The organism is Methylophaga thalassica (assembly GCF_030159795.1).
GTDB lineage: Bacteria > Pseudomonadota > Gammaproteobacteria > Nitrosococcales > Methylophagaceae > Methylophaga > Methylophaga thalassica.
Genome location: NZ_BSND01000013.1, coordinates 474,377 through 492,574 on the forward strand (window position 1 = coordinate 474,377; position 18,198 = coordinate 492,574).

The following is an 18,198-nucleotide window of genomic DNA, read 5'->3' on the forward strand; positions in this document are numbered from 1 at the left end:
GATGTCTGAAATCACTACAGAAAACGAAATACTCGATATTCTTGATGTTGTTGATAGTGTCGATGATGGTGCGCAGCAATACCTCACATTTGAACTTGCAGATGAGCACTATGGCGTTGAAATTCTACGGGTTCAGGAAATTAAAGGCTGGGATAATGTGACGCCGATTCCAAATACGCCTGCTCATGTTTGCGGAGTGTTGAATCTTCGTGGCGTGATTGTGCCAATTGTTGATCTGAGATTGTTATTCCAAATGCCTTTTAATCCATACACAAAAACAACAGTGGTTGTCGTTTTGAAAGTAGAAGGTATCACTGATCGTGTTGTCGGTATTGTGGTTGATGCGGTATCAGAGGCGCAGAACGTGGATCCTCAAATGATTTCAAACGCACCTGACTTAGGCACTGTCGTCGACACCAGTTTTATAAAAGGCATCACCAGTAACGATGAATATATGCTGATGTTATTGGATATCGATAAATTACTCAGTGTAGAGCAGGTAGGCTGATGACTACTGGCCATGTTCGTGTAATTGCCATTATGAACCAAAAAGGCGGGGTGGGGAAAACCACTACCACCGTTAATCTTGGGCACGCACTTGCTTTGCAAGGCAAACAAGTGGCGTTGATCGATATGGATCCTCAGGGACAAGTGGCGACAAGCCTGGGCCTGGATAATCAGCAATTAGGAATTGATGTTGTTTTACTTGAGGGTGAAGCGATTGATGTCGTCAAGCACCAGGCACGAGATAAGTTGGATCTAGTACCAGCGGGACCGCGCTTGAATGAGTTCGAACATATCAACGAGGGTGGTGTTGAACGTGGTCACCGACTACGAAAAGCAATCGAAGAGTCCTCGTTATCGGCTTATGATTTTGTCTTAATAGATTGCCCACCCTCTTCAGGGTTACTTGGTGTCAATGCCATGTTTGCTTCCAGCGAACTTATCGTTCCAGTGTCAGGGGATTACCTGTCACTACAAGGCTTATCTCGTATGATGCAAATTTTAAAACGGTCAGAGGAAATTTCAGGACATCGCATTCGACTTTGGCTGGTTTCGACCCGTATGCAATTGCGTCGGAAATTGACTGCTGAGGTCCGCAAGCGAGTGCTTAAATATTTCCCAGGCAGGGTGTTATTTACCCCTATTCGTGAAAACGTTGCACTAGCAGAGTGTCCCAGTTTTGGTAAAACAATTTTTGATTATCGGAAAAAAAGTGCTGGTGCGGAGGATTACTTCACTCTGGCCAGCGATGTATTAAACAGGAGAGCGGCTGATGGCCAAGAGTAAAAACGTCATGGGTAACGACCCGCTCGCCTGGTTAACGGTTGATAGTCAAACGTCGACTCAAAGTGTGCATGCTGATGAAACTGAACAGGCGGCTGAGGTTGATTCATCTACTGAGACTGAACTTCCTGAAAAAACACCTATTGAGTTAGTGGAGGAGAGTTTTACTTTCATCGCCGCTAAAGGTGAACTATTGGTTGCTGATTTTTATAGTGAACTTTTTGCATCACAACCACAGTTACAGCGCTTGTTTAGTGGTGTGTCACAACAGGGGCAACAGAAAAAATTATTAGCAGCGATAGTACTGTTGGTACAAAACCTGCGTCATCCAGCTTTACTGGACAGTTATTTGACAGAATTAGGTAAACGCCATGTTTCATATGGCGTGAAAGAGGCGGATTACCAAGCCGTTAAAAATTGCCTGCTCACTGTGCTGGAAAAATATGCTGAATCTGCTTGGTCACAAGCTGTTGCTTCAGCCTGGAATGAAACACTGGATAGCGTTATTAAAAAAATGACGACGGACGAAGAGTCCGTGGAGGAGAGAGACATGGCTGTTAATCAAAAAGCTGATAAAGAAATCCTAAATAGAGCCAATGCGCTTGATAATGCGGTAACGGCTGTGATGATGATTGATAGAGATTTCACTATTACGTACGCCAACCAATCAACACTAAACATGTTGGGTGAGCATGAAGAAACCCTAAAATCGGTCTATCCTGGATTCTCTGTCAAAGGTCTGGTTGGCAGCAACATTGATCTTTTTCATAAAAATCCAGCTCACCAACGGCAGATGCTTAGTAATCCTGATAATCTGCCACATCAGGCTGACATTAAAGTGGGACCACTGGCTTTCAGACTGAATGTCACGGCGATGATGGATGAAGAAGGCAACTACATTGGCAATATGCTCGAATGGCATAATGTCACTGCAGAGAAGCTGCGAAATGCTGATATTCATGGCCAGTTTGATGCCTTGAATAAAGTGATGGGCGTCATCAGTTTTGAATTGGACGGTACCATCATCGATGTGAATGATAATTTTCTCAAAGTAGTGGGCTATAGTCGTGAGGATGTCGTAGGGAAGCATCATCGAATGTTCGTTTCGCCTGAATCTGCTCAAAGCGTCGAATATGCTGAGTTCTGGGCAAAATTAAACCGTGGCGAATTTGATAGTGGTGAATATAAACGGGTTGCCAGAGGTGGCAAGGATATTTGGCTACAAGCTAGTTACAATCCTATTCTGGATATTAATGGCAAACCTTTTAAAGTCGTTAAATTTGCAACGGAAATTACAGAAACAAAATTGCAGCGCGCCAATTTTGAAGGTCAAATTTCTGCCATTAACAAAGCAATGGGTGTAATCAGTTTCGATATGGACGGCACCATTCGTAGCGTGAATGATAATTTCCTCAATGCTGTCGGTTATCAGCGTGAGGAGGTTGTGGGTAAACATCACCGTATGTTTGCTACACCTGAGTTAGCGAAAAGTCCTGAGTATGCAGAGTTTTGGGCAAAACTCAATCGTGGAGAGTTTGACGCCGGGGAATATCAACGTGTAGGAAAAGATGGAAAAGATATCTGGTTACAAGCCAGCTATAACCCCATTTTTGATCTAAATGGTAAGCCTTATAAAGTGGTTAAATACGCTTCAGATATTACTGATCAAAAACACTTGCAGTTTGCCGTTCAACAAGCGTTATCAGCGACATCCACCGTGATGAATGCATTGGCGCAAGGTGACCTCACCAAGTTAATGGATGGTGAGTTTGAGGGCGAGTTTGCGCTACTTCAGCAAGCGGTGAATGGTTCAATTACAAAAATTTCATCCATTGTGCAGGACATCATCGAAGCGTCGATCAGCATTTCTTCTGCAGCGAGTGAAATTTCACAAGGTAATACTGATTTAAGTCAGCGAACAGAGGAACAAGCTTCCTCCCTGCAAGAAACCGCAGCGAGTATGGAAGAGCTCACCAGTACCGTCAGACAAAACTCCGATAATGCTCGTCAGGCTAACCAGCTTGCCGTGGATGCAAGGAGTAAGGCTGAAAAAGGGGGAAGCGTCATTCAGGAGGCCATTCAAGCGATGGCGGCAATCAGCACTTCCAGTAAGCGCGTTGCAGATATTATTGGTGTTATTGATGAAATCGCCTTTCAAACTAACTTGCTCGCATTAAATGCCGCTGTAGAAGCGGCTCGAGCAGGTGAACAAGGCCGTGGATTTGCCGTGGTTGCGTCAGAAGTACGTAACTTGGCACAGCGTTCAGCCGCTGCGGCAAAAGAAATTAAAGAGTTGATTAATGACAGTGGTGAAAAAGTCAGGGAAGGTTCTGTTTTAGTCAATGAATCTGGCAAAACCTTAGAAGAAATTGTCGAGGGAGCGAAAAAGGTTGGGGACATTATTTCTGAAATCGCCGCTGCCGGTATAGAGCAAACATCAGGTATCGAGCAAGTTAATCAGGCAGTGACTCAGATGGATGAAATGACGCAGCAAAATGCAGCGCTAGTAGAGCAAGCGGCGGCGGCGAGTGAATCCTTAGATGAACAAGGGAAGCATCTGGAAGAAATGATGATGTTTTTCAAAACAGATTCTGATGCGGCATCCCCCAAACAACGTGCTGTATTAGCTGATGCCGCGGCACCAAGAAAAGAAGTAAAAGCCATCAAAGCAAGGCCGGAGTCGATGGCGACAGCAAAAACAACAAGTCGTCAGGTGATGTCAAATCATCAAGAAAGTGATGAGTGGGAAGAGTTTTAAGGCCAGCGGGTCAGGTTCTGGAGCTGTATTCTCATGGATAGAACTGCGCGGGAATTTGAGTTCTCGGATAGGCATTTTTCTAAAATAAGTGCTTTCGTAACCGCGCACACCGGAATTTTATTGCCACCGGCAAAAAAAGACATGGTGTATAGCCGGTTATCGAAACATGTTCGGAAATTGTTTCAGGGAAGCTTTGACACGTTTTGCGATGCTATCGAAAATGGTGATGATGAAATAAAAGAGCTATTAATCAATGCCATTACAACCAATCTGACAGCTTTTTTTCGGGAAAAGCATCATTTTGATTATTTAAAACAATATGTTTTTCCAGAGCTAATGCTCAAAAATAAAACGACTAAAAGAATACGTATCTGGTCTGCTGGATGTTCGACTGGAGAAGAGCCTTACAGTTTAGCTATATGCTTACATGAGTTTTTCAATGACAAAAAAGACTGGGATGTAAAAGTTCTGGCAACCGACTTAGATGCCAATGTTCTAGAGCAAGCTGCGTCGGGTATCTATGCCATTGAACGTCTCACCCAGTTCTCAGAGAATGAAAAAAAATCTTGGTTCACCCGAGGCAAAGTGAATACTGACTTAGTGAAGGTCAAGAGTTTCTTACAGAATTATATTGTTTTTAAAAGATTAAACCTGTTACACACCTTCCCAATGCGAGGGCCATTTGATGTGATATTTTGTCGAAATGTCATTATTTATTTTGACAAAGCCACTCAAAGAGATTTATTCCATCGATTTTCTGAAAAGATACTGCCCGGTGGTTATATGTTTATAGGGCACTCAGAAACGCTATTTAACATTAGTGAACAGTTCGTTTCTGTTGGAAACACAATATACAGACGACAGTCATGATGGCTTTGCTTCCTGTTCTACCAGCTGCAATAAAGGGGTTTGAAGACGTTAATCGTTACTGGGATAGCTACGCTCAAGCCTGGGTTGCAAAAATTCTACCTGGACAACTCTATGTGAGTTGTAGTGATGAAGAGGTGATTTCAACAACCTTGGGGTCTTGCGTTGCGGCTTGTATTCGTGATCGAATAAAAGGTATTGGTGGCGTAAATCACTTTATGCTGCCATGGACAGAAAATGCGCCAAGTGAAACATGGAAAGGCATGGCAACACGTTATGGCAGTTTTGCCATGGAGTCTTTGATAAATGAGATTTTAAAGGCTGGTGGCGAACGCTGTAACTTAGAGATGAAGGTTTGTGGTGGGGCTCGCATCATAAACGGAATATCGAATGATATTGGCCGTAAAAATAGTGACTTTATTCTTAGCTTCGCTCAAACCGAGGGCATCCCTTTGATTGCTTATGATCTTGGAGATATTCATCCTCGAAAACTGATGTATTACCCCAGCACCGGACAGATGTATGTCAAACGTATTCAACAACTTCACAATGATACTGTTTACCAGCGGGAGTCTCAGTATCATGAACAATTAAAAGCCGCGCCCCAGAGTGGTGGCGTAGAGTTATTCGACAGGTAGGGAAGGAATGAAAAAGATTTCTGTTATTGTCATTGATGATTCAGCTTTAGTCAGAAAGCTACTATCAGAGATCCTCAATTCCGACCCTGAACTGGAAGTAGTTGCGACAGCTGGAGACCCATATCAGGCTAGAGAAAAGATTAAACAGTTTAATCCAGATGTGTTAACGCTGGATGTTGAAATGCCAAAAATGGATGGGGTGACATTTTTACGTAATCTGATGCGGTTGAGGCCAATGCCTGTAGTTATGGTGTCAACACTGACAGAAAAAGGCGCACAAATCACCCTTGAAGCTATGGCCTTGGGCGCATTTGATTTTGTAGAAAAACCCAAATTGGATTTATCTCAAACTCTGGCCACCTACTCCGATGAAATTATCAGTAAAGTGAAAGCAGCGGCGGGCGTTCAACCTGAACAATTGAACCAAAAAGCGATGCTGCAAGTAGATGAGCGTTTAACAGCCGATGCGATTATTGCTAAGAGTTCAAAAAATATTCCTTTAAAAACCACTGAAAAAATTGTTGCAATCGGGGCTTCCACTGGCGGAACAGAAGCAATAAAGACGGTCTTGTGTGCATTGCCAGCCAATGCGCCAGGTATTGTGATTACCCAACATATCCCTGCGAGCTTCAGTGCGCCTTTTGCGGACCGTGTGAATAAAATGTCGGCGTTGAATGTCAGTCAGGCTGAAGATGGTGAGCAAATACTGCCTGGACATGTATATATTGCCCCAGGAGACAAACATCTTTTAGTTGAGCGTAGTGGAGCTCGTTACTATTGTCGATTGAATGATGGTCCCGCAGTATCACGTCATAAACCCTCAGTTGATGTTCTCTTTCGTTCGGTTGCTCAAAATGTTGGAGCAAATGCGATTGGGATTATGTTGACCGGAATGGGCGATGATGGCGCTAGGGGCATGATGGAGATGAAAGAAAATGGGGCGAGTAACATTGTTCAGGATGAAAAAAGCAGTGTTGTCTGGGGTATGCCCGGCGCGGCCTACAAGCTGGGGGCGGCGGAATTGATGCTACCGCTGGATAAAATTGCTCAAGAGATCATGAAACAGGGTCGATAATGTTCGATACATACGCGAGAGTTAATTAAGGACGATATGATGAAAAATCCGTTTGATAAAAAACATATTATTGCTTTCCTATCGTCCATAGGGTTTGTTATAGCCGCCTTATTTTTCGTGAACTGGCTGGCGGCGTTATTGGTTCTATTTGCCTCTGTTTCAGTATTTTTTTTATTGCGTGAGAATGTGTCAGTTCAAATGCAGACAGCGGTTGCTACGACACAGCTATCATCGGCGGATATCGATGATTTAAAAAATGAAGTAGTCGGTGATATCACGCTTCAGATCGAAAATATACGTGCAGAGAATGAGCAAATTTCTGCATTGTTGACAAATGCCGTGCAATCTTTGGGTGATAGTTTCCAAGGTTTGAATGAACAAGCTTCAAATGAGGATGATATGCTTCATAGCTTGGTTGATCATAGAGATGGTCAGCAAGGTCTATCTGAGTTCATAAAAGAAACCGAATCGGTTATGAGCTTTCTTGTGCAAACCTTGCTAAAAAATTCAGATGATAGCCGTTTGGTAATGGATAAACTGGATGAAATTAATCAGAGAGTAGACGGCGTAATTTCTTTGCTAGACGACGTAAAAGATATCGCATCTCAAACAAATTTATTAGCCCTAAATGCGGCGATAGAAGCAGCAAGAGCAGGAGATGCCGGGCGTGGATTTGCTGTTGTTGCAGATGAAGTCAGAAAACTATCACAAAAATCTGATGACTTTAGTGATGAAATAAATAAAATCACTATGCAGGTTAAGTCAACCATTGACGAGGCAAGTGATGTCATTTCTGAGTTGGTCTCTGCCGATACAGATTTAGTAATGAACAGTAAAGCCAAAGTAGCAGAAATGACCACTACCATGTCAGCACTGAATGATAAAACGCAATCCGTGATATCTGGTACGAGTGAGATTAGTCATCAGATATCTGGCTTGGTAAACCAGGCGGTAACATCACTTCAGTTTGAAGATATGTGTCATCAGTTAAGCGAGCATATGGATAAGCGTTTAAATACAGTGTCAGCACTTATCAATGTAATTAGTGAGATACCCTTGTCATCGGATAGCGATGGTGATCTAGCAGCATGTCAGCAGAAATTTCTAGAGGTCAAAAAAACAGTAGCTGAACTCCAGAATAAAATAGATGAAACAAAACACAAATCGGTCTCACAAAAAAGTGTCGATGCCGGAGATATCGAACTCTTCTAAATACTGGCACATTGCTTGCTGCTAACTCCATGAACAGGTCGATAACGACGATAGAGTAGGGAGAGGCGTTATGCCACAAAGTGTTTCTATACAAACCGATAGTGTTGTCAGCACTAAGCCAGCACATACCAAAGAAGTATCGAAGGATAACTCTTTCTCTGAAACGCTTGATAAACATATCAATACAGCAGAACAGAGGTCTACCGAGTCAAATAAGTCGCAAACAAAATCAGTTGAAAGCCGCGATAATAAGGCGACCGATAAAACGGAAAAGGATGAGTCTGTCACAACAGAAGCGGACAAAAAGACGGAAAAAAGCGACAACGATGACGGCAAGAAATTGCCGTCTGAGGACAAGGTCAGTGATAAAGATACTGATACTAAAAATGATGCGGAATCACCTTCCGAGGATTCTGACATAGCAGCTTCGCAAACAACTTTTGTCGTTGTCCAATCGCCAGAAACAAAAGTACCCGTAACCAGCAACGATGAAGTTAATGTCGCGGCCGAAGGTGACGCTGCCGTAAAAAAATCAGTGACTGCGCCGTCTGTCACATCAACTTTAGAACCTCAAAAACAATCAACATCATCTACTGAGGCTAACTCAGAAACCAATGCGCTTAATAAAAAACAAGCTGATGCCAGCCTGGTTACGGTAACGGAGACAGAAAAAGCGGTCATTAAACAAACTCAAAATTCGACAGATGAAAAAGTGCCCAATTTTGCTAAGGCACTGCAGTCGATGAATGAAGCTGACGGCAAAACCAGTGAAATTCGTGCCGACATCATGGATGCTATTAAAAGACAACGCCAAAGAGGTGATGGTGAGCAGGTTACTAATGTTAGGAATATGATGGCAGCACAAGCCGAAAACAAAGATAAAACAGATGTTGACCTGCTTGGTATTCGTGCTGATAAAACAATTCAAGAGCGGATAGTAGGTAGTACATCGGCTACTGCGACCTCTGTGAACATTAGCGCAACATCATCACAGACAGGATCCACTTCAACACCAAGCACGTCTGTGGTCAACCTGCCCGTTCAGCCGAATATACAAAGCTCAGCATGGTCACAAGTCATGAATAGCCGTGTCATCTGGATGGCTAAAGAAGGTATTCAGCAGGCTGAGTTGAAAATGAACCCGGCTAATTTAGGTCCAGTTGAAGTAAAACTCCATGTACAAAATGATCAGGCCAGTGTAACTTTTCTCGCACAACACTCCACAACAAGAGATGCGTTGGAACAGGCTTTGCCAAAATTACGAGATAGCTTTGCAGAAAATGGTATTCAGCTGACGCATGCTGAGGTGGGGCAGCAACAGCATCAACAGCAACGAGAAGATCAGCCACAGCAAACACAGAATTCTCAGAATTTTACTCAAGCCCGTGGTCAAAGTGACGATATAATGACTGAAGCCGAGGAAACGCTAGGTTCTGCTAGAGAAGAAAGTGGTCTTAGTTTGTACGTCTGAGGCATAAAATAATAATATTAAGTTCAATCCGGGAGAGACGGACGTGTTCAAACTTGAAAATTTCTCTTTGAGAAAACGCATGTATATCATTGGTGGTCTTGGTGTGGTTGCCTTATTGGGACTGCTGCTGCTTGAAGGCTATATGTATCACTCTGGTATCAAGGAAATAGAAGCACTGTACATTGCAGCAATGTATGTTGTGGTAGCAAGTATTTTAGTGGTGGCTATTGCACACTACATCGGTCGATTCGGTGACAAGCGGGCGATGACCTTAGTTGGTACAATTCAGAACATCAAAAAAGGTGATTTGACTCATAAAGTAGCTATCTCTGGAAAAAGTGATTTTAGCTGGATGGCATTTGAACTGGACAGTGCCAGAAAAAATGTTGCTAACCTGGTTCACACTCTAGTTGGTGGTGTAACTCAGCTCACGTCAGCTAGTCAGAATATGCAAGCTATCAGTAAAGAAACGGTTGATGGCGTATTACGCCAACAGTCAGAAACGACACAGGTGGCGACAGCTATGAATGAAATGACCGCTTCAGTTCAAGAAGTGGCTCGAACAGCTTCCAGTGCGGCAGAAGCTGCTCGAAATGCAGATACAGAAGCTAAAGCAGGTAAGCAGGTGGTAATGGAAACCATGCAGGCTATTGACTCCCTAGCTACCGAAGTTGAAAAAGCGGCAGAACAATTGAGCAGCCTGGAATCAGATATCGGCAATATCGGTGCAATCGTTGATGTCATTCGCGGCATTACTGAACAAACCAACTTACTTGCACTGAACGCAGCTATTGAAGCTGCCCGTGCAGGTGAACACGGTCGAGGCTTTGCGGTGGTCGCCGATGAAGTCCGCACGCTGGCTGCCAGAACACAATCATCTACTCATGAAATAGAAGAGATGGTTGAACGCCTGCAGCAAGGTGCTCAGGTAGCGGTAAAAGTCATGAACGAAGGTCGTGAGCGAGCAAAACACAGTGTTGAAAAAGCATCCAGTGCTGGTGCTGCTTTGGATTCAATCACTGCGATGATTTCCACCATGGATGAAATGAGTGCACAAATTTCTAGTGCAGCGAATGAACAGTCTTCAGTGGCTGAAGATATCAACCGTGGTATTGTGAATATTAGTCAGGTTGCTGAGCATACCGCTGAGGGGGCGAGAGAGTCTTCTATTGCAGTAGAAACATTGAGTAATCTGGCGACGCAGTTACAAGAAGCGGCAAGTAAATTTAAAGTATAAATGTGCTTTAAAATATAGAGATAAAAAAGCCCGGTTTACCGGGCTTTTTTTATTCAGAGAAGACTTTTTTCAATATCTGCCAACGCCTGCATTGGATCACTTGCCGCGGTAATTGGTCTGCCAATCACCAGATAATGGCTTCCAGCTTCTATTGCTTGTTTTGGTGTCATAATCCGATGTTGATCTCCAACATCACTACCTGCAGGACGAATACCCGGCGTGATTAATTGGAAAGCCTCGCCTAGATTTTCACGAAGCGCACTAGCTTCCTGAGCAGAACATACGACGCCATCTAAGCCGCTGCTTTTAGCCATTTTTGCCAAACGAATTACCGTATCAGATATCTTACCGCTGAGACCAATTTGCTCAAACGTAGTTTGATCCATACTGGTAAGCAAGGTAACACCAATCAGAATTGGTTGAGTAGAAGCGCTGTCAACAGCTTCTCTGGCTGCTTCCATCATCGCTGCACCACCTAAAGTATGTACATTGAGCATCCAGACACCCAGATCAGCAGCGGCTGCACAGGCTTTGGCAACGGTATGAGGAATATCGTGATATTTCAGATCAAGAAACACATCAAAACCGCGGGAGACTAGGTCAGTGACTACACTTGGACCAGAGCGGGTAAATAACTCTTTCCCTACTTTTACGCGTGCACGCTTTGGATCAATTTGATCGGCCATCTGCAGGGCATCATTGGCTGTAGCATAGTCAAGGGCAACAATAATTCTCGGGTCTGACATTGATTTCTCCAAACTGACAATGATCGGGATCCTACCTCAATTGCGTCAGTTTCGCCGTTAATATCAAGAAAATGTTATTCTGTCTGGCGTTTTTTGCTGAGATTAAATGAATGAAATTTGATTTACTTGCGCAGGACGGCTTTGCCCGTCGGGGACGATTAACGTTTGAACGGGGAACAATAGAAACCCCTGCGTTTATGCCTGTTGGTACCTATGGTTCAGTAAAGTCGATGACACCCGAAGAGGTGAAAGCGACTGGTGCTGAAATAATATTAGGCAATACATTTCATTTAATGCTGCGCCCTGGGACAGAGATTATCTCAGCCCATGGTGATTTACATGACTTTATGCAGTGGCAGGGACCTATCCTGACTGACTCCGGCGGTTTTCAAGTGTTTAGTCTGGGAGAGCTGCGAAAAATTACTGAGCAAGGTGTGCATTTCAGTTCACCAGTGAATGGCAGTAAGGTCTTTCTCGGACCAGAAGAGTCAATGGCGGTACAGCGCGCTTTAGGCAGTGATATCGTCATGATATTTGATGAATGCACACCGTATCCTGCTGATGTCGATACCGCAGCAAAATCCATGGAGTTATCACTTCGGTGGGCAAAACGCAGTAAAGAAGCGCATGGCGATAATCCTTCAGCATTATTTGGCATTGTGCAGGGAGGAATGCATGAGCAATTACGTCAAATATCCTTAGACGGACTAATGGAGATTGGTTTTGATGGTTATGCCATTGGTGGCTTATCAGTGGGTGAACCGAAAGAAGATATGCTGCGGATACTCGACTTTCTGGCGCCGGTGATGCCGTACGATAAACCCCATTACCTTATGGGCGTGGGACGTCCCGAAGATTTAGTGGAAGGTGTGATGCGGGGCGTGGATATGTTCGACTGTGTCATGCCTACCCGTAATGCACGCAATGGTCATTTATTTGTGCATCAGGGCGTGATTAAGATTCGTAATAGCCGCTTTAAGACGGACACTAAACCATTAGACCCCTATTGTGATTGTTACACCTGTCAGAGCTATAGCCGGGCCTATTTGCATCATTTAGACAAAACCGGAGAAATGTTGGGGCCGAGACTGAATACCATTCACAACCTTCATTACTACCAGACATTGATGAGTGGTCTGAGGCAGGCAATAGAAAACAATACACTCACGCAATTTCGTGAGGAGTTTTATGCCCTCAGAGAAACTGAAATTGTTTAAAACGGTTCAATGCTATCGAACACCCTGTCAGCTGTGGCATAATCGGTTTCTTTTTTCTTGTTGATTTTGAGGATTAACGATGGACTTTTTTATCTCTCCAGCTGCCGCTGCTGATGCAGCAACGACAACAGCAGGTTCTCCAGGCCTGATGGATTTTGCTTTTCCCATTATTCTGTTAGTGCTGTTTTATTTCATGCTGATCAGACCTCAGCAAAAACGTGCAAAAGAACATAAAGCAATGCAATCTGCCTTATCAAAAGGCGACGAAGTGGTAACAGACGGTGGTTTGATGGGGAAAATTATTGAAATTACCGATAATGCGATCACTGTTCAAATTGCTGAAAATGTTGAAGTAAAAGTACGTCGTGAATCAGTCAATGCTGTTTTACCCAAAGGTACATTGAAAAAACTATAAGGTCTTGCCATCTGAAGGATGGCTTGAAGTAAAAGTCAGGAATGAATTATGAACCGATATCCACTGTGGAAAAACTTACTTGTTCTTATTGTGTTATTAGTCGCAGGACTATATGCACTCCCTAATTTATACGGGGATGACCCGGCAGTGCAGATTTCTGCTGGTAGAACTGCCACGGTGGATTTGGCTTTAGCAGATAAAGCGGAAAAAGCACTTAAAACGGCTGGCATTGAATATAAAGGCGCTCAGCTTGAAGATGACAAGTTACTTATTAGATTAACCTCCGCAGACAATCAATTAAAAGCTAAAGACGCTTTAAGCAAAGCCTTAGTAGGCGATTACATTATTGCGTTGAATCTGGCTTCTACTACACCGCATTGGTTAGCGTCTCTGGGCGCAGAACCGATGAATCTTGGCTTAGACTTGCGTGGTGGTGTTCACTTTCTTATGCAAGTGGATATGGACGCCGCTGTGAAGCAAAGCCTTGATACTTATGGCAGTGATATTCGTTTATCACTTCGCGAAGAAAAAATTCGTTATAAACAAATCAAAGTAGAAGGTCAGAAACTGATTTTGGTGTTACGCAACACCGAAGACAGAGACAAAGCTGAATCTTTGATTCTGAAAAACTTCAATGATCTTCAGGTCACAGTATCTGATAATGAGGCTAGCCCTGAAATCATCATGAATATGTCTGAAAAGAGTATTCGTGAGACCAAACAACTCGCCTTACAACAAAACATCACTACATTAAGAAATCGTATTAATGAGCTGGGTGTGGCAGAGCCAACGGTGCAGCAGCAGGGGGATGACCGAATCGTCGTTCAACTGCCTGGTGTGCAGGATACTGCGCAAGCGAAGAAGATCCTGGGAGCGACAGCTACCCTTGAGTTCAGACTGGTTGATACAGAGCATGATGTTAAAGATGCGGTGAATGGACGCGTTCCACCGAACTCAGAACTTTATTACAGCCGTGATGGACGTCCTTATTTGCTGGATAAGCGCGTCATGCTGACGGGTGAGCATGTGATCAATGCGGCATCAACTTTAGATCCGCAATCTGGTACCCCAGCTGTTTCTGTCACCTTGGATGGTAAAGGTGCGAGAGCATTTAGTAATGTGACCCGCGATAATATCGGTAATCCAATGGCGGTGGTTTTCATTGAGTCAAAAATGGAAACAAAAGAGATTGATGGTGAATTGGTTTCTGTCAGACGTCAGGTGCCTGAGATTATCAATGTCGCCACCATCCGCGATCAACTCAGTAAAAAATTCCAGATTACTGGTTTAGACAGCACAACAGAAGCGCGTGATTTGTCGCTGCTGTTACGGGCGGGTGCTTTAGCGGCTCCGATTGAAATTGTCGAAGAACGGACTGTTGGACCAAGCATGGGGCAACAGAATATCGAACAAGGCTTTGAGTCAGTCATTATTGGTTTTGTACTGGTGCTGGTATTTATGCTTGTCTGGTATCGCGTATTTGGTTTATTTGCCAACGTCGCTTTAGCCGCGAACCTTATTTTCATTGTGGCATTACTCTCGTTATTACAGGCAACACTGACCTTGCCCGGTATTGCTGGTATCGTGCTGACTGTGGGTATGGCGGTTGATGCCAACGTACTTATTTATGAACGTATTCGTGAAGAGCTACGAAATGGTAATAGCCCTCAAGCCAGTATCAGCGCCGGTTATGATAAAGCGTTCTCTACCATCGCTGATGCGAATATCACCACCTTGATTGCAGCCATTGTGTTATTTGGCTTCGGAACGGGGGCGATTAAAGGTTTTGCTGTGACATTATCACTCGGCATTATCACTTCTATGTTTACGGCCATTATGGGAACACGTGCTTTAGTTAACTTGTTCTATGGTCGTAAAAATAAACCTAAGCTATCAATTTAGGAATCATGTTCATGCAGTTTTTTAATAAACAAACGCATATCAAATTCATGTCCAAACGCTGGTTTGCCATAGCGTTTTCAAGCATATTACTTATTGTGTCTATAGGCTCATTGGTGACGCAAGGTTTGACCTTTGGTATTGATTTTACTGGCGGCACCATGATCGAGCTGGGTTATCAGGAGCCAGCTAACTTGGATAAGATTCGTTCAAGTCTCCAAAATGGTGGTTATCCAGAAGCAGTCGTGCAGAATTTTGGTTCAATCCATGATGTTCTCGTTCGTTTACCTATCGTTGAAACCGAGAACATGGCGGAGATGAGTAATAATGTCGTTTCCTTATTACAAGTTGATTCTGGTAGTCCGATCGATGTTCGTCGTGTCGAGTTCGTTGGGCCTCAAGTCGGAGATGATCTGACAGAACAGGGAGGCTTAGCGGTTTTATATGCCTTAATTGGTATTCTGATTTATGTGGCATTCCGTTTTGAATATCGCTTTGCGATTGCGTCAGTCGCTGCCTTGGTGCATGACGTCATTATCACCTTAGGTTTCTTCTCAATTACCCATGTCGAATTTGATTTGACGGTGTTGGCTGCCGTTCTGGCCATTATTGGTTATTCATTGAATGATACGATTGTTGTTTTTGACCGGGTGCGTGAAGGGTTCCTTAAAATCCGAAAAGCGACATCGGAAGAAGTGATTGATACCTCTCTGAACGAGACGTTGAGCAGAACCTTAATGACATCATTCACAACGTTATTAGTGGTGTTTGCTTTATTTATCCTGGGTGGTGAGGTGATTCATTCATTTGCTGAGGCATTATTGCTGGGCATCATGATTGGTACCTACTCCTCAATCTATGTGGCGAGTTCTGCTGTACTGTTTATGGGGGTGAGTAAAGAGGATTTACTTCCGCCAGTGAAAGACAGCGATCAGGAAATTGGCGAAGACGGTAGTCAGGTCTAACAAAAAAGCCCGAGAAATCGGGCTTTTTTTATGAGTGAAGATTTTGGTCGTTAAAACGTAATTCTTTGCTAATCGTTACAGTGGATGATTTAGAACGCCGTCGTGATTGAATGGACACCACTTTTCCTGACTGTTCTGCTTCATCTCGTATGGCGGCTTGCTCTTTTGTCTCGATAGACAATATTCGTACACCACTACAGTCACAACGGAAACTCATGAAGGTGACAAACTCTTCAAGACTTTCCTGTGTTTGTTGAACCTGAAGGCGATATTGCTTATTCATAAAAAACTAACCTGTTGTGATAATCAAGCTATCGACCTTCATTTTGATTTCTTGAATATAAAGCTTTGCTCATAGAATGGTTGATTTAAACCAATAATGGCTGCCATCAACAAAACAGGAAAAACTCCTAAGGTGTAACGGCCTGTTTTACTGACACAATAGTGTGGATGGTTGAACTTTCTAAATGAGAAGTGCTCTACAAGATTGAGGAATTTGCTGATTTAATCAGCTTCCTGATTCTGTATGGTGGAAAATAAGAAGCAAAATAAAGATGGAGAGATTATGAGTAAGTTAAAAAAGCTGGGCCTTATGGTTTTATTTATCTGGCCACAAATTATCTTTGCCAACCCAATTAATGTCACTCTTCATTATATTGGTCCAACAGATGGGCAGGTTTGGGCTGGGGTTCAGCAAGGACTAACAGAGGCTAATCTGCAGGGACAGTTTTTAGGACAAAATTATCAAGTCAAAAATGTCACCGAACAAGAACTTGCTGCTCTGCCAGAATCTGAAATAACGGCGGTACTGGTGGGAACAGATGCTAAACATATTCTCGACGTTGCCAAAATGAAAAAATTAGCCCATGTACCTGTGTTTAACCTGAGCTCTGATGCTGATGGATTACGTCAGGCATGTTTATCGAATTTATTGAATATCCCTTTGAGTAAACAAATGAAAGCTGATGCACTCGCTCAATGGCAGGCAAAGAATCCTGATACATTGGTGACGGCTCATGCATGGCATCATGATTTTGTTAAGTTTGCTGCTTCACAATTGAATAAACGATTCACCAGAAATCACAAAACACAAATGGATGATGATGCTTGGGCTGGTTGGGCAGCGGTGAAGATGTTGTCAGATACTGTTGCCAGAACGCAAAAAATTGATGCTGCAGGAATGTTGAACTACCTCAAGAATGACTTGTCATTTGATGGGCAGAAAGGGGATACCGCGACATTCAGAGAAACAGGGCAATTACGTCAGATTGTTTTACTGATTGACAAGGACGATAACATTGTCGCCGAAGCACCATTGAGAGGTGTAAAAGGTGGTTTAGATAGTCTTGGAATGGTTACCTGTAAAAAATAATTAGAGAGAAGAAGGAAACATGATGAAATTAAAAAATATATTATTAGCCACATTGATTATGGCCAGTACAACCGTTTGGGCTGAGCCATCACACCGTGTTTTTGTCACTAATGAAAAAGACAATACGGTCAGCGTCATTGATACAAAAACCAATGAAGTGATAAACACCATTAATATTGGGGAGCGGCCAAGAGGGATTGGTTTATCACCGGATCAAAAACAACTCTACGTTGCTATTAGTGAAGAAGGTGCGATAGCCGTTGTTGATTTAGATACGCTGAAAGTGGTGAAAAAGTTGGAAGCGGGAGACGATCCTGAAACATTTGATGTAGCACCGAATGGCAATATTTATATATCTAACGAGGATGATGCTCAAGCCAGTGTTATTGATCCGAAAACAGGCAAAATCATTGAAGTCATTCCTGTTGGTTTGGAACCCGAAGGTGTTGCCGTTTCACCTGATGGTAGCTTGGCACTTGTTACTAGTGAATCCACTAATATGGTTCATGTGATTGATACGGCTAAACATAAAGTGGTAAAAAACATTTTAGTTGCTGCCCGTCCTCGTGGTCTGGCATTTAACAGTGACGGCTCGTTGGCTTACTCAACCAGTGAAGTAGGTAATGAAGTGACGATTATTGATACAAAATCATTGTCAATTATCAAACAGGCTTCTATCGACTTACCTAACTCCAAGCCTATGGATATTGCTGTTAGTCCAGATGATAAAACCATCTATGTAACAACGGGACGTGGTAACTCCGTCGCTGTTTTAGATGCTAAAACACTGGAAATGAAAGCAAATGTACCTGTTGGTAAACGTGTATGGGGCTTGGGTATGACGCGAGATGGCTCACGTTTATATACAGCTGATGGTGTCAGTAGCACCGTTTCTGTAGTAGACACAGCAACAAATAAAACAATTAAAACGATCGAAGTGGGCAAATTCCCATGGGGTGTCGTTGTTGACGATTAATATTTTATTGGTATGTTGACTACAAAAACCCGGCTATTTTGCCGGGTTTTTTTATTTCTCTAC

At 43.2% G+C, this 18,198-nt stretch carries 17 protein-coding genes; 15 read left to right on the plus strand and 2 right to left on the minus strand.

Annotated elements, in window-relative coordinates; genetic code table 11:
- Position 1 precedes the first annotated feature (1 nt).
- The 9 genes from QQL60_RS15085 to QQL60_RS15125 all read left to right on the plus strand — a co-directional run bounded on the left by QQL60_RS15085 (position 2) and on the right by QQL60_RS15125 (position 10,545).
- Entirely contained in the window at positions 2 to 508 is a 507-nt protein-coding gene (locus tag QQL60_RS15085) for a chemotaxis protein CheW (protein ID WP_007144631.1), read from the plus strand.
- A complete protein-coding gene (locus tag QQL60_RS15090) occupies positions 508 to 1,290 on the plus strand; it encodes a ParA family protein (RefSeq protein ID WP_284450546.1) in 783 nt (260 codons plus the stop codon). Before QQL60_RS15085 ends, QQL60_RS15090 begins: the two co-directional genes overlap by 1 nt.
- Positions 1,277 to 4,045, plus strand: a complete 2,769-nt coding sequence (locus QQL60_RS15095; protein ID WP_284450545.1) for a methyl-accepting chemotaxis protein — start codon at positions 1,277 to 1,279, stop codon at positions 4,043 to 4,045. The genes QQL60_RS15090 and QQL60_RS15095 overlap by 14 nt, the downstream gene beginning before the upstream one ends.
- A gap of 33 nt (positions 4,046 to 4,078) precedes the next feature.
- Positions 4,079 to 4,915, plus strand: a complete 837-nt coding sequence (locus QQL60_RS15100) for a CheR family methyltransferase (protein ID WP_284723762.1) — start codon at positions 4,079 to 4,081, stop codon at positions 4,913 to 4,915.
- Entirely contained in the window at positions 4,912 to 5,550 is a 639-nt protein-coding gene (cheD, locus tag QQL60_RS15105) for a chemoreceptor glutamine deamidase CheD (RefSeq protein WP_284723763.1), read from the plus strand. The genes QQL60_RS15100 and cheD overlap by 4 nt, the downstream gene beginning before the upstream one ends.
- A gap of 7 nt (positions 5,551 to 5,557) precedes the next feature.
- Positions 5,558 to 6,625, plus strand: coding sequence for a protein-glutamate methylesterase/protein-glutamine glutaminase (locus tag QQL60_RS15110; RefSeq protein WP_284723764.1), 1,068 nt, complete (start codon positions 5,558 to 5,560; stop codon positions 6,623 to 6,625).
- A gap of 39 nt (positions 6,626 to 6,664) precedes the next feature.
- On the plus strand, positions 6,665 to 7,837 hold the full coding sequence (locus QQL60_RS15115) for a methyl-accepting chemotaxis protein (RefSeq protein ID WP_284723765.1): 1,173 nt from the start codon (positions 6,665 to 6,667) through the stop codon (positions 7,835 to 7,837).
- A 70-nt stretch (positions 7,838 to 7,907) separates the two neighbouring features.
- Positions 7,908 to 9,308: a flagellar hook-length control protein FliK gene (locus tag QQL60_RS15120; protein ID WP_284723766.1), complete on the plus strand. Its 1,401-nt coding sequence runs from the start codon at positions 7,908 to 7,910 to the stop codon at positions 9,306 to 9,308.
- Between the two features lie 79 nt (positions 9,309 to 9,387).
- Complete coding sequence (locus QQL60_RS15125) at positions 9,388 to 10,545, plus strand: methyl-accepting chemotaxis protein (protein ID WP_284723767.1); 1,158 nt, start codon at positions 9,388 to 9,390, stop codon at positions 10,543 to 10,545.
- A gap of 53 nt (positions 10,546 to 10,598) precedes the next feature.
- On the opposite strand, the gene pyrF is transcribed toward QQL60_RS15125, so the two are convergent.
- On the minus strand, positions 10,599 to 11,291 hold the full coding sequence (pyrF, locus tag QQL60_RS15130; RefSeq protein ID WP_284723768.1) for an orotidine-5'-phosphate decarboxylase: 693 nt from the start codon (positions 11,289 to 11,291) through the stop codon (positions 10,599 to 10,601).
- Positions 11,292 to 11,401: 110 nt separating this feature from the next.
- On the opposite strand from pyrF, the gene tgt reads away from it, so the two are divergent.
- From tgt to secF, 4 genes are all read left to right on the plus strand, one after another.
- Complete coding sequence (gene tgt / locus QQL60_RS15135; protein ID WP_284723769.1) at positions 11,402 to 12,508, plus strand: tRNA guanosine(34) transglycosylase Tgt; 1,107 nt, start codon at positions 11,402 to 11,404, stop codon at positions 12,506 to 12,508.
- A 79-nt stretch (positions 12,509 to 12,587) separates the two neighbouring features.
- Positions 12,588 to 12,923 (plus strand): preprotein translocase subunit YajC, encoded by a 336-nt coding sequence (gene yajC / locus QQL60_RS15140; protein ID WP_007144642.1) that lies wholly within the window; start codon positions 12,588 to 12,590, stop codon positions 12,921 to 12,923.
- A 48-nt stretch (positions 12,924 to 12,971) separates the two neighbouring features.
- On the plus strand, positions 12,972 to 14,825 hold the full coding sequence (gene secD, locus QQL60_RS15145) for a protein translocase subunit SecD (protein ID WP_284723770.1): 1,854 nt from the start codon (positions 12,972 to 12,974) through the stop codon (positions 14,823 to 14,825).
- An 11-nt stretch (positions 14,826 to 14,836) separates the two neighbouring features.
- The gene (secF, locus tag QQL60_RS15150; protein ID WP_273178816.1) at positions 14,837 to 15,787 is read left to right on the plus strand and encodes a protein translocase subunit SecF; all 951 of its coding nucleotides are present in this window, start codon (positions 14,837 to 14,839) and stop codon (positions 15,785 to 15,787) included.
- 28 nt (positions 15,788 to 15,815) lie between these two features.
- Here the strand turns inward: secF and QQL60_RS15155 are convergent, their stop codons facing one another.
- Positions 15,816 to 16,070: a hypothetical protein gene (locus QQL60_RS15155; RefSeq protein ID WP_007144645.1), complete on the minus strand. Its 255-nt coding sequence runs from the start codon at positions 16,068 to 16,070 to the stop codon at positions 15,816 to 15,818.
- A 282-nt stretch (positions 16,071 to 16,352) separates the two neighbouring features.
- Between QQL60_RS15155 and QQL60_RS15160 the strand changes: the two genes are divergently transcribed.
- The gene (locus tag QQL60_RS15160) at positions 16,353 to 17,159 is read left to right on the plus strand and encodes an ABC transporter substrate-binding protein (protein WP_273178812.1); all 807 of its coding nucleotides are present in this window, start codon (positions 16,353 to 16,355) and stop codon (positions 17,157 to 17,159) included.
- A 19-nt stretch (positions 17,160 to 17,178) separates the two neighbouring features.
- Entirely contained in the window at positions 17,179 to 18,135 is a 957-nt protein-coding gene (locus QQL60_RS15165; protein WP_284723771.1) for a glutaminyl-peptide cyclotransferase, read from the plus strand.
- The last annotated feature ends 63 nt before the right edge of the window (positions 18,136 to 18,198 follow it).

Coding starts and splice junctions, on each gene's coding strand:
- QQL60_RS15110 (WP_284723764.1), top strand. CDS start 5,558: ATGAAAAAGATTTCTGTTATTGTCATTGATGATTCAGCTTTAGTCAGA.
- QQL60_RS15160 (WP_273178812.1), top strand. CDS start 16,353: ATGAGTAAGTTAAAAAAGCTGGGCCTTATGGTTTTATTTATCTGGCCA.
- QQL60_RS15165 (WP_284723771.1), top strand. CDS start 17,179: ATGATGAAATTAAAAAATATATTATTAGCCACATTGATTATGGCCAGT.
- QQL60_RS15090 (WP_284450546.1), top strand. CDS start 508: ATGACTACTGGCCATGTTCGTGTAATTGCCATTATGAACCAAAAAGGC.
- QQL60_RS15115 (WP_284723765.1), top strand. CDS start 6,665: ATGAAAAATCCGTTTGATAAAAAACATATTATTGCTTTCCTATCGTCC.
- tgt (WP_284723769.1), top strand. CDS start 11,402: ATGAAATTTGATTTACTTGCGCAGGACGGCTTTGCCCGTCGGGGACGA.
- QQL60_RS15120 (WP_284723766.1), top strand. CDS start 7,908: ATGCCACAAAGTGTTTCTATACAAACCGATAGTGTTGTCAGCACTAAG.
- QQL60_RS15155 (WP_007144645.1), bottom strand. CDS start 16,070: ATGAATAAGCAATATCGCCTTCAGGTTCAACAAACACAGGAAAGTCTT.
- secD (WP_284723770.1), top strand. CDS start 12,972: ATGAACCGATATCCACTGTGGAAAAACTTACTTGTTCTTATTGTGTTA.
- pyrF (WP_284723768.1), bottom strand. CDS start 11,291: ATGTCAGACCCGAGAATTATTGTTGCCCTTGACTATGCTACAGCCAAT.
- QQL60_RS15125 (WP_284723767.1), top strand. CDS start 9,388: ATGTATATCATTGGTGGTCTTGGTGTGGTTGCCTTATTGGGACTGCTG.
- secF (WP_273178816.1), top strand. CDS start 14,837: ATGCAGTTTTTTAATAAACAAACGCATATCAAATTCATGTCCAAACGC.
- QQL60_RS15100 (WP_284723762.1), top strand. CDS start 4,079: ATGGATAGAACTGCGCGGGAATTTGAGTTCTCGGATAGGCATTTTTCT.
- cheD (WP_284723763.1), top strand. CDS start 4,912: ATGATGGCTTTGCTTCCTGTTCTACCAGCTGCAATAAAGGGGTTTGAA.
- QQL60_RS15085 (WP_007144631.1), top strand. CDS start 2: ATGTCTGAAATCACTACAGAAAACGAAATACTCGATATTCTTGATGTT.
- QQL60_RS15095 (WP_284450545.1), top strand. CDS start 1,277: ATGGCCAAGAGTAAAAACGTCATGGGTAACGACCCGCTCGCCTGGTTA.
- yajC (WP_007144642.1), top strand. CDS start 12,588: ATGGACTTTTTTATCTCTCCAGCTGCCGCTGCTGATGCAGCAACGACA.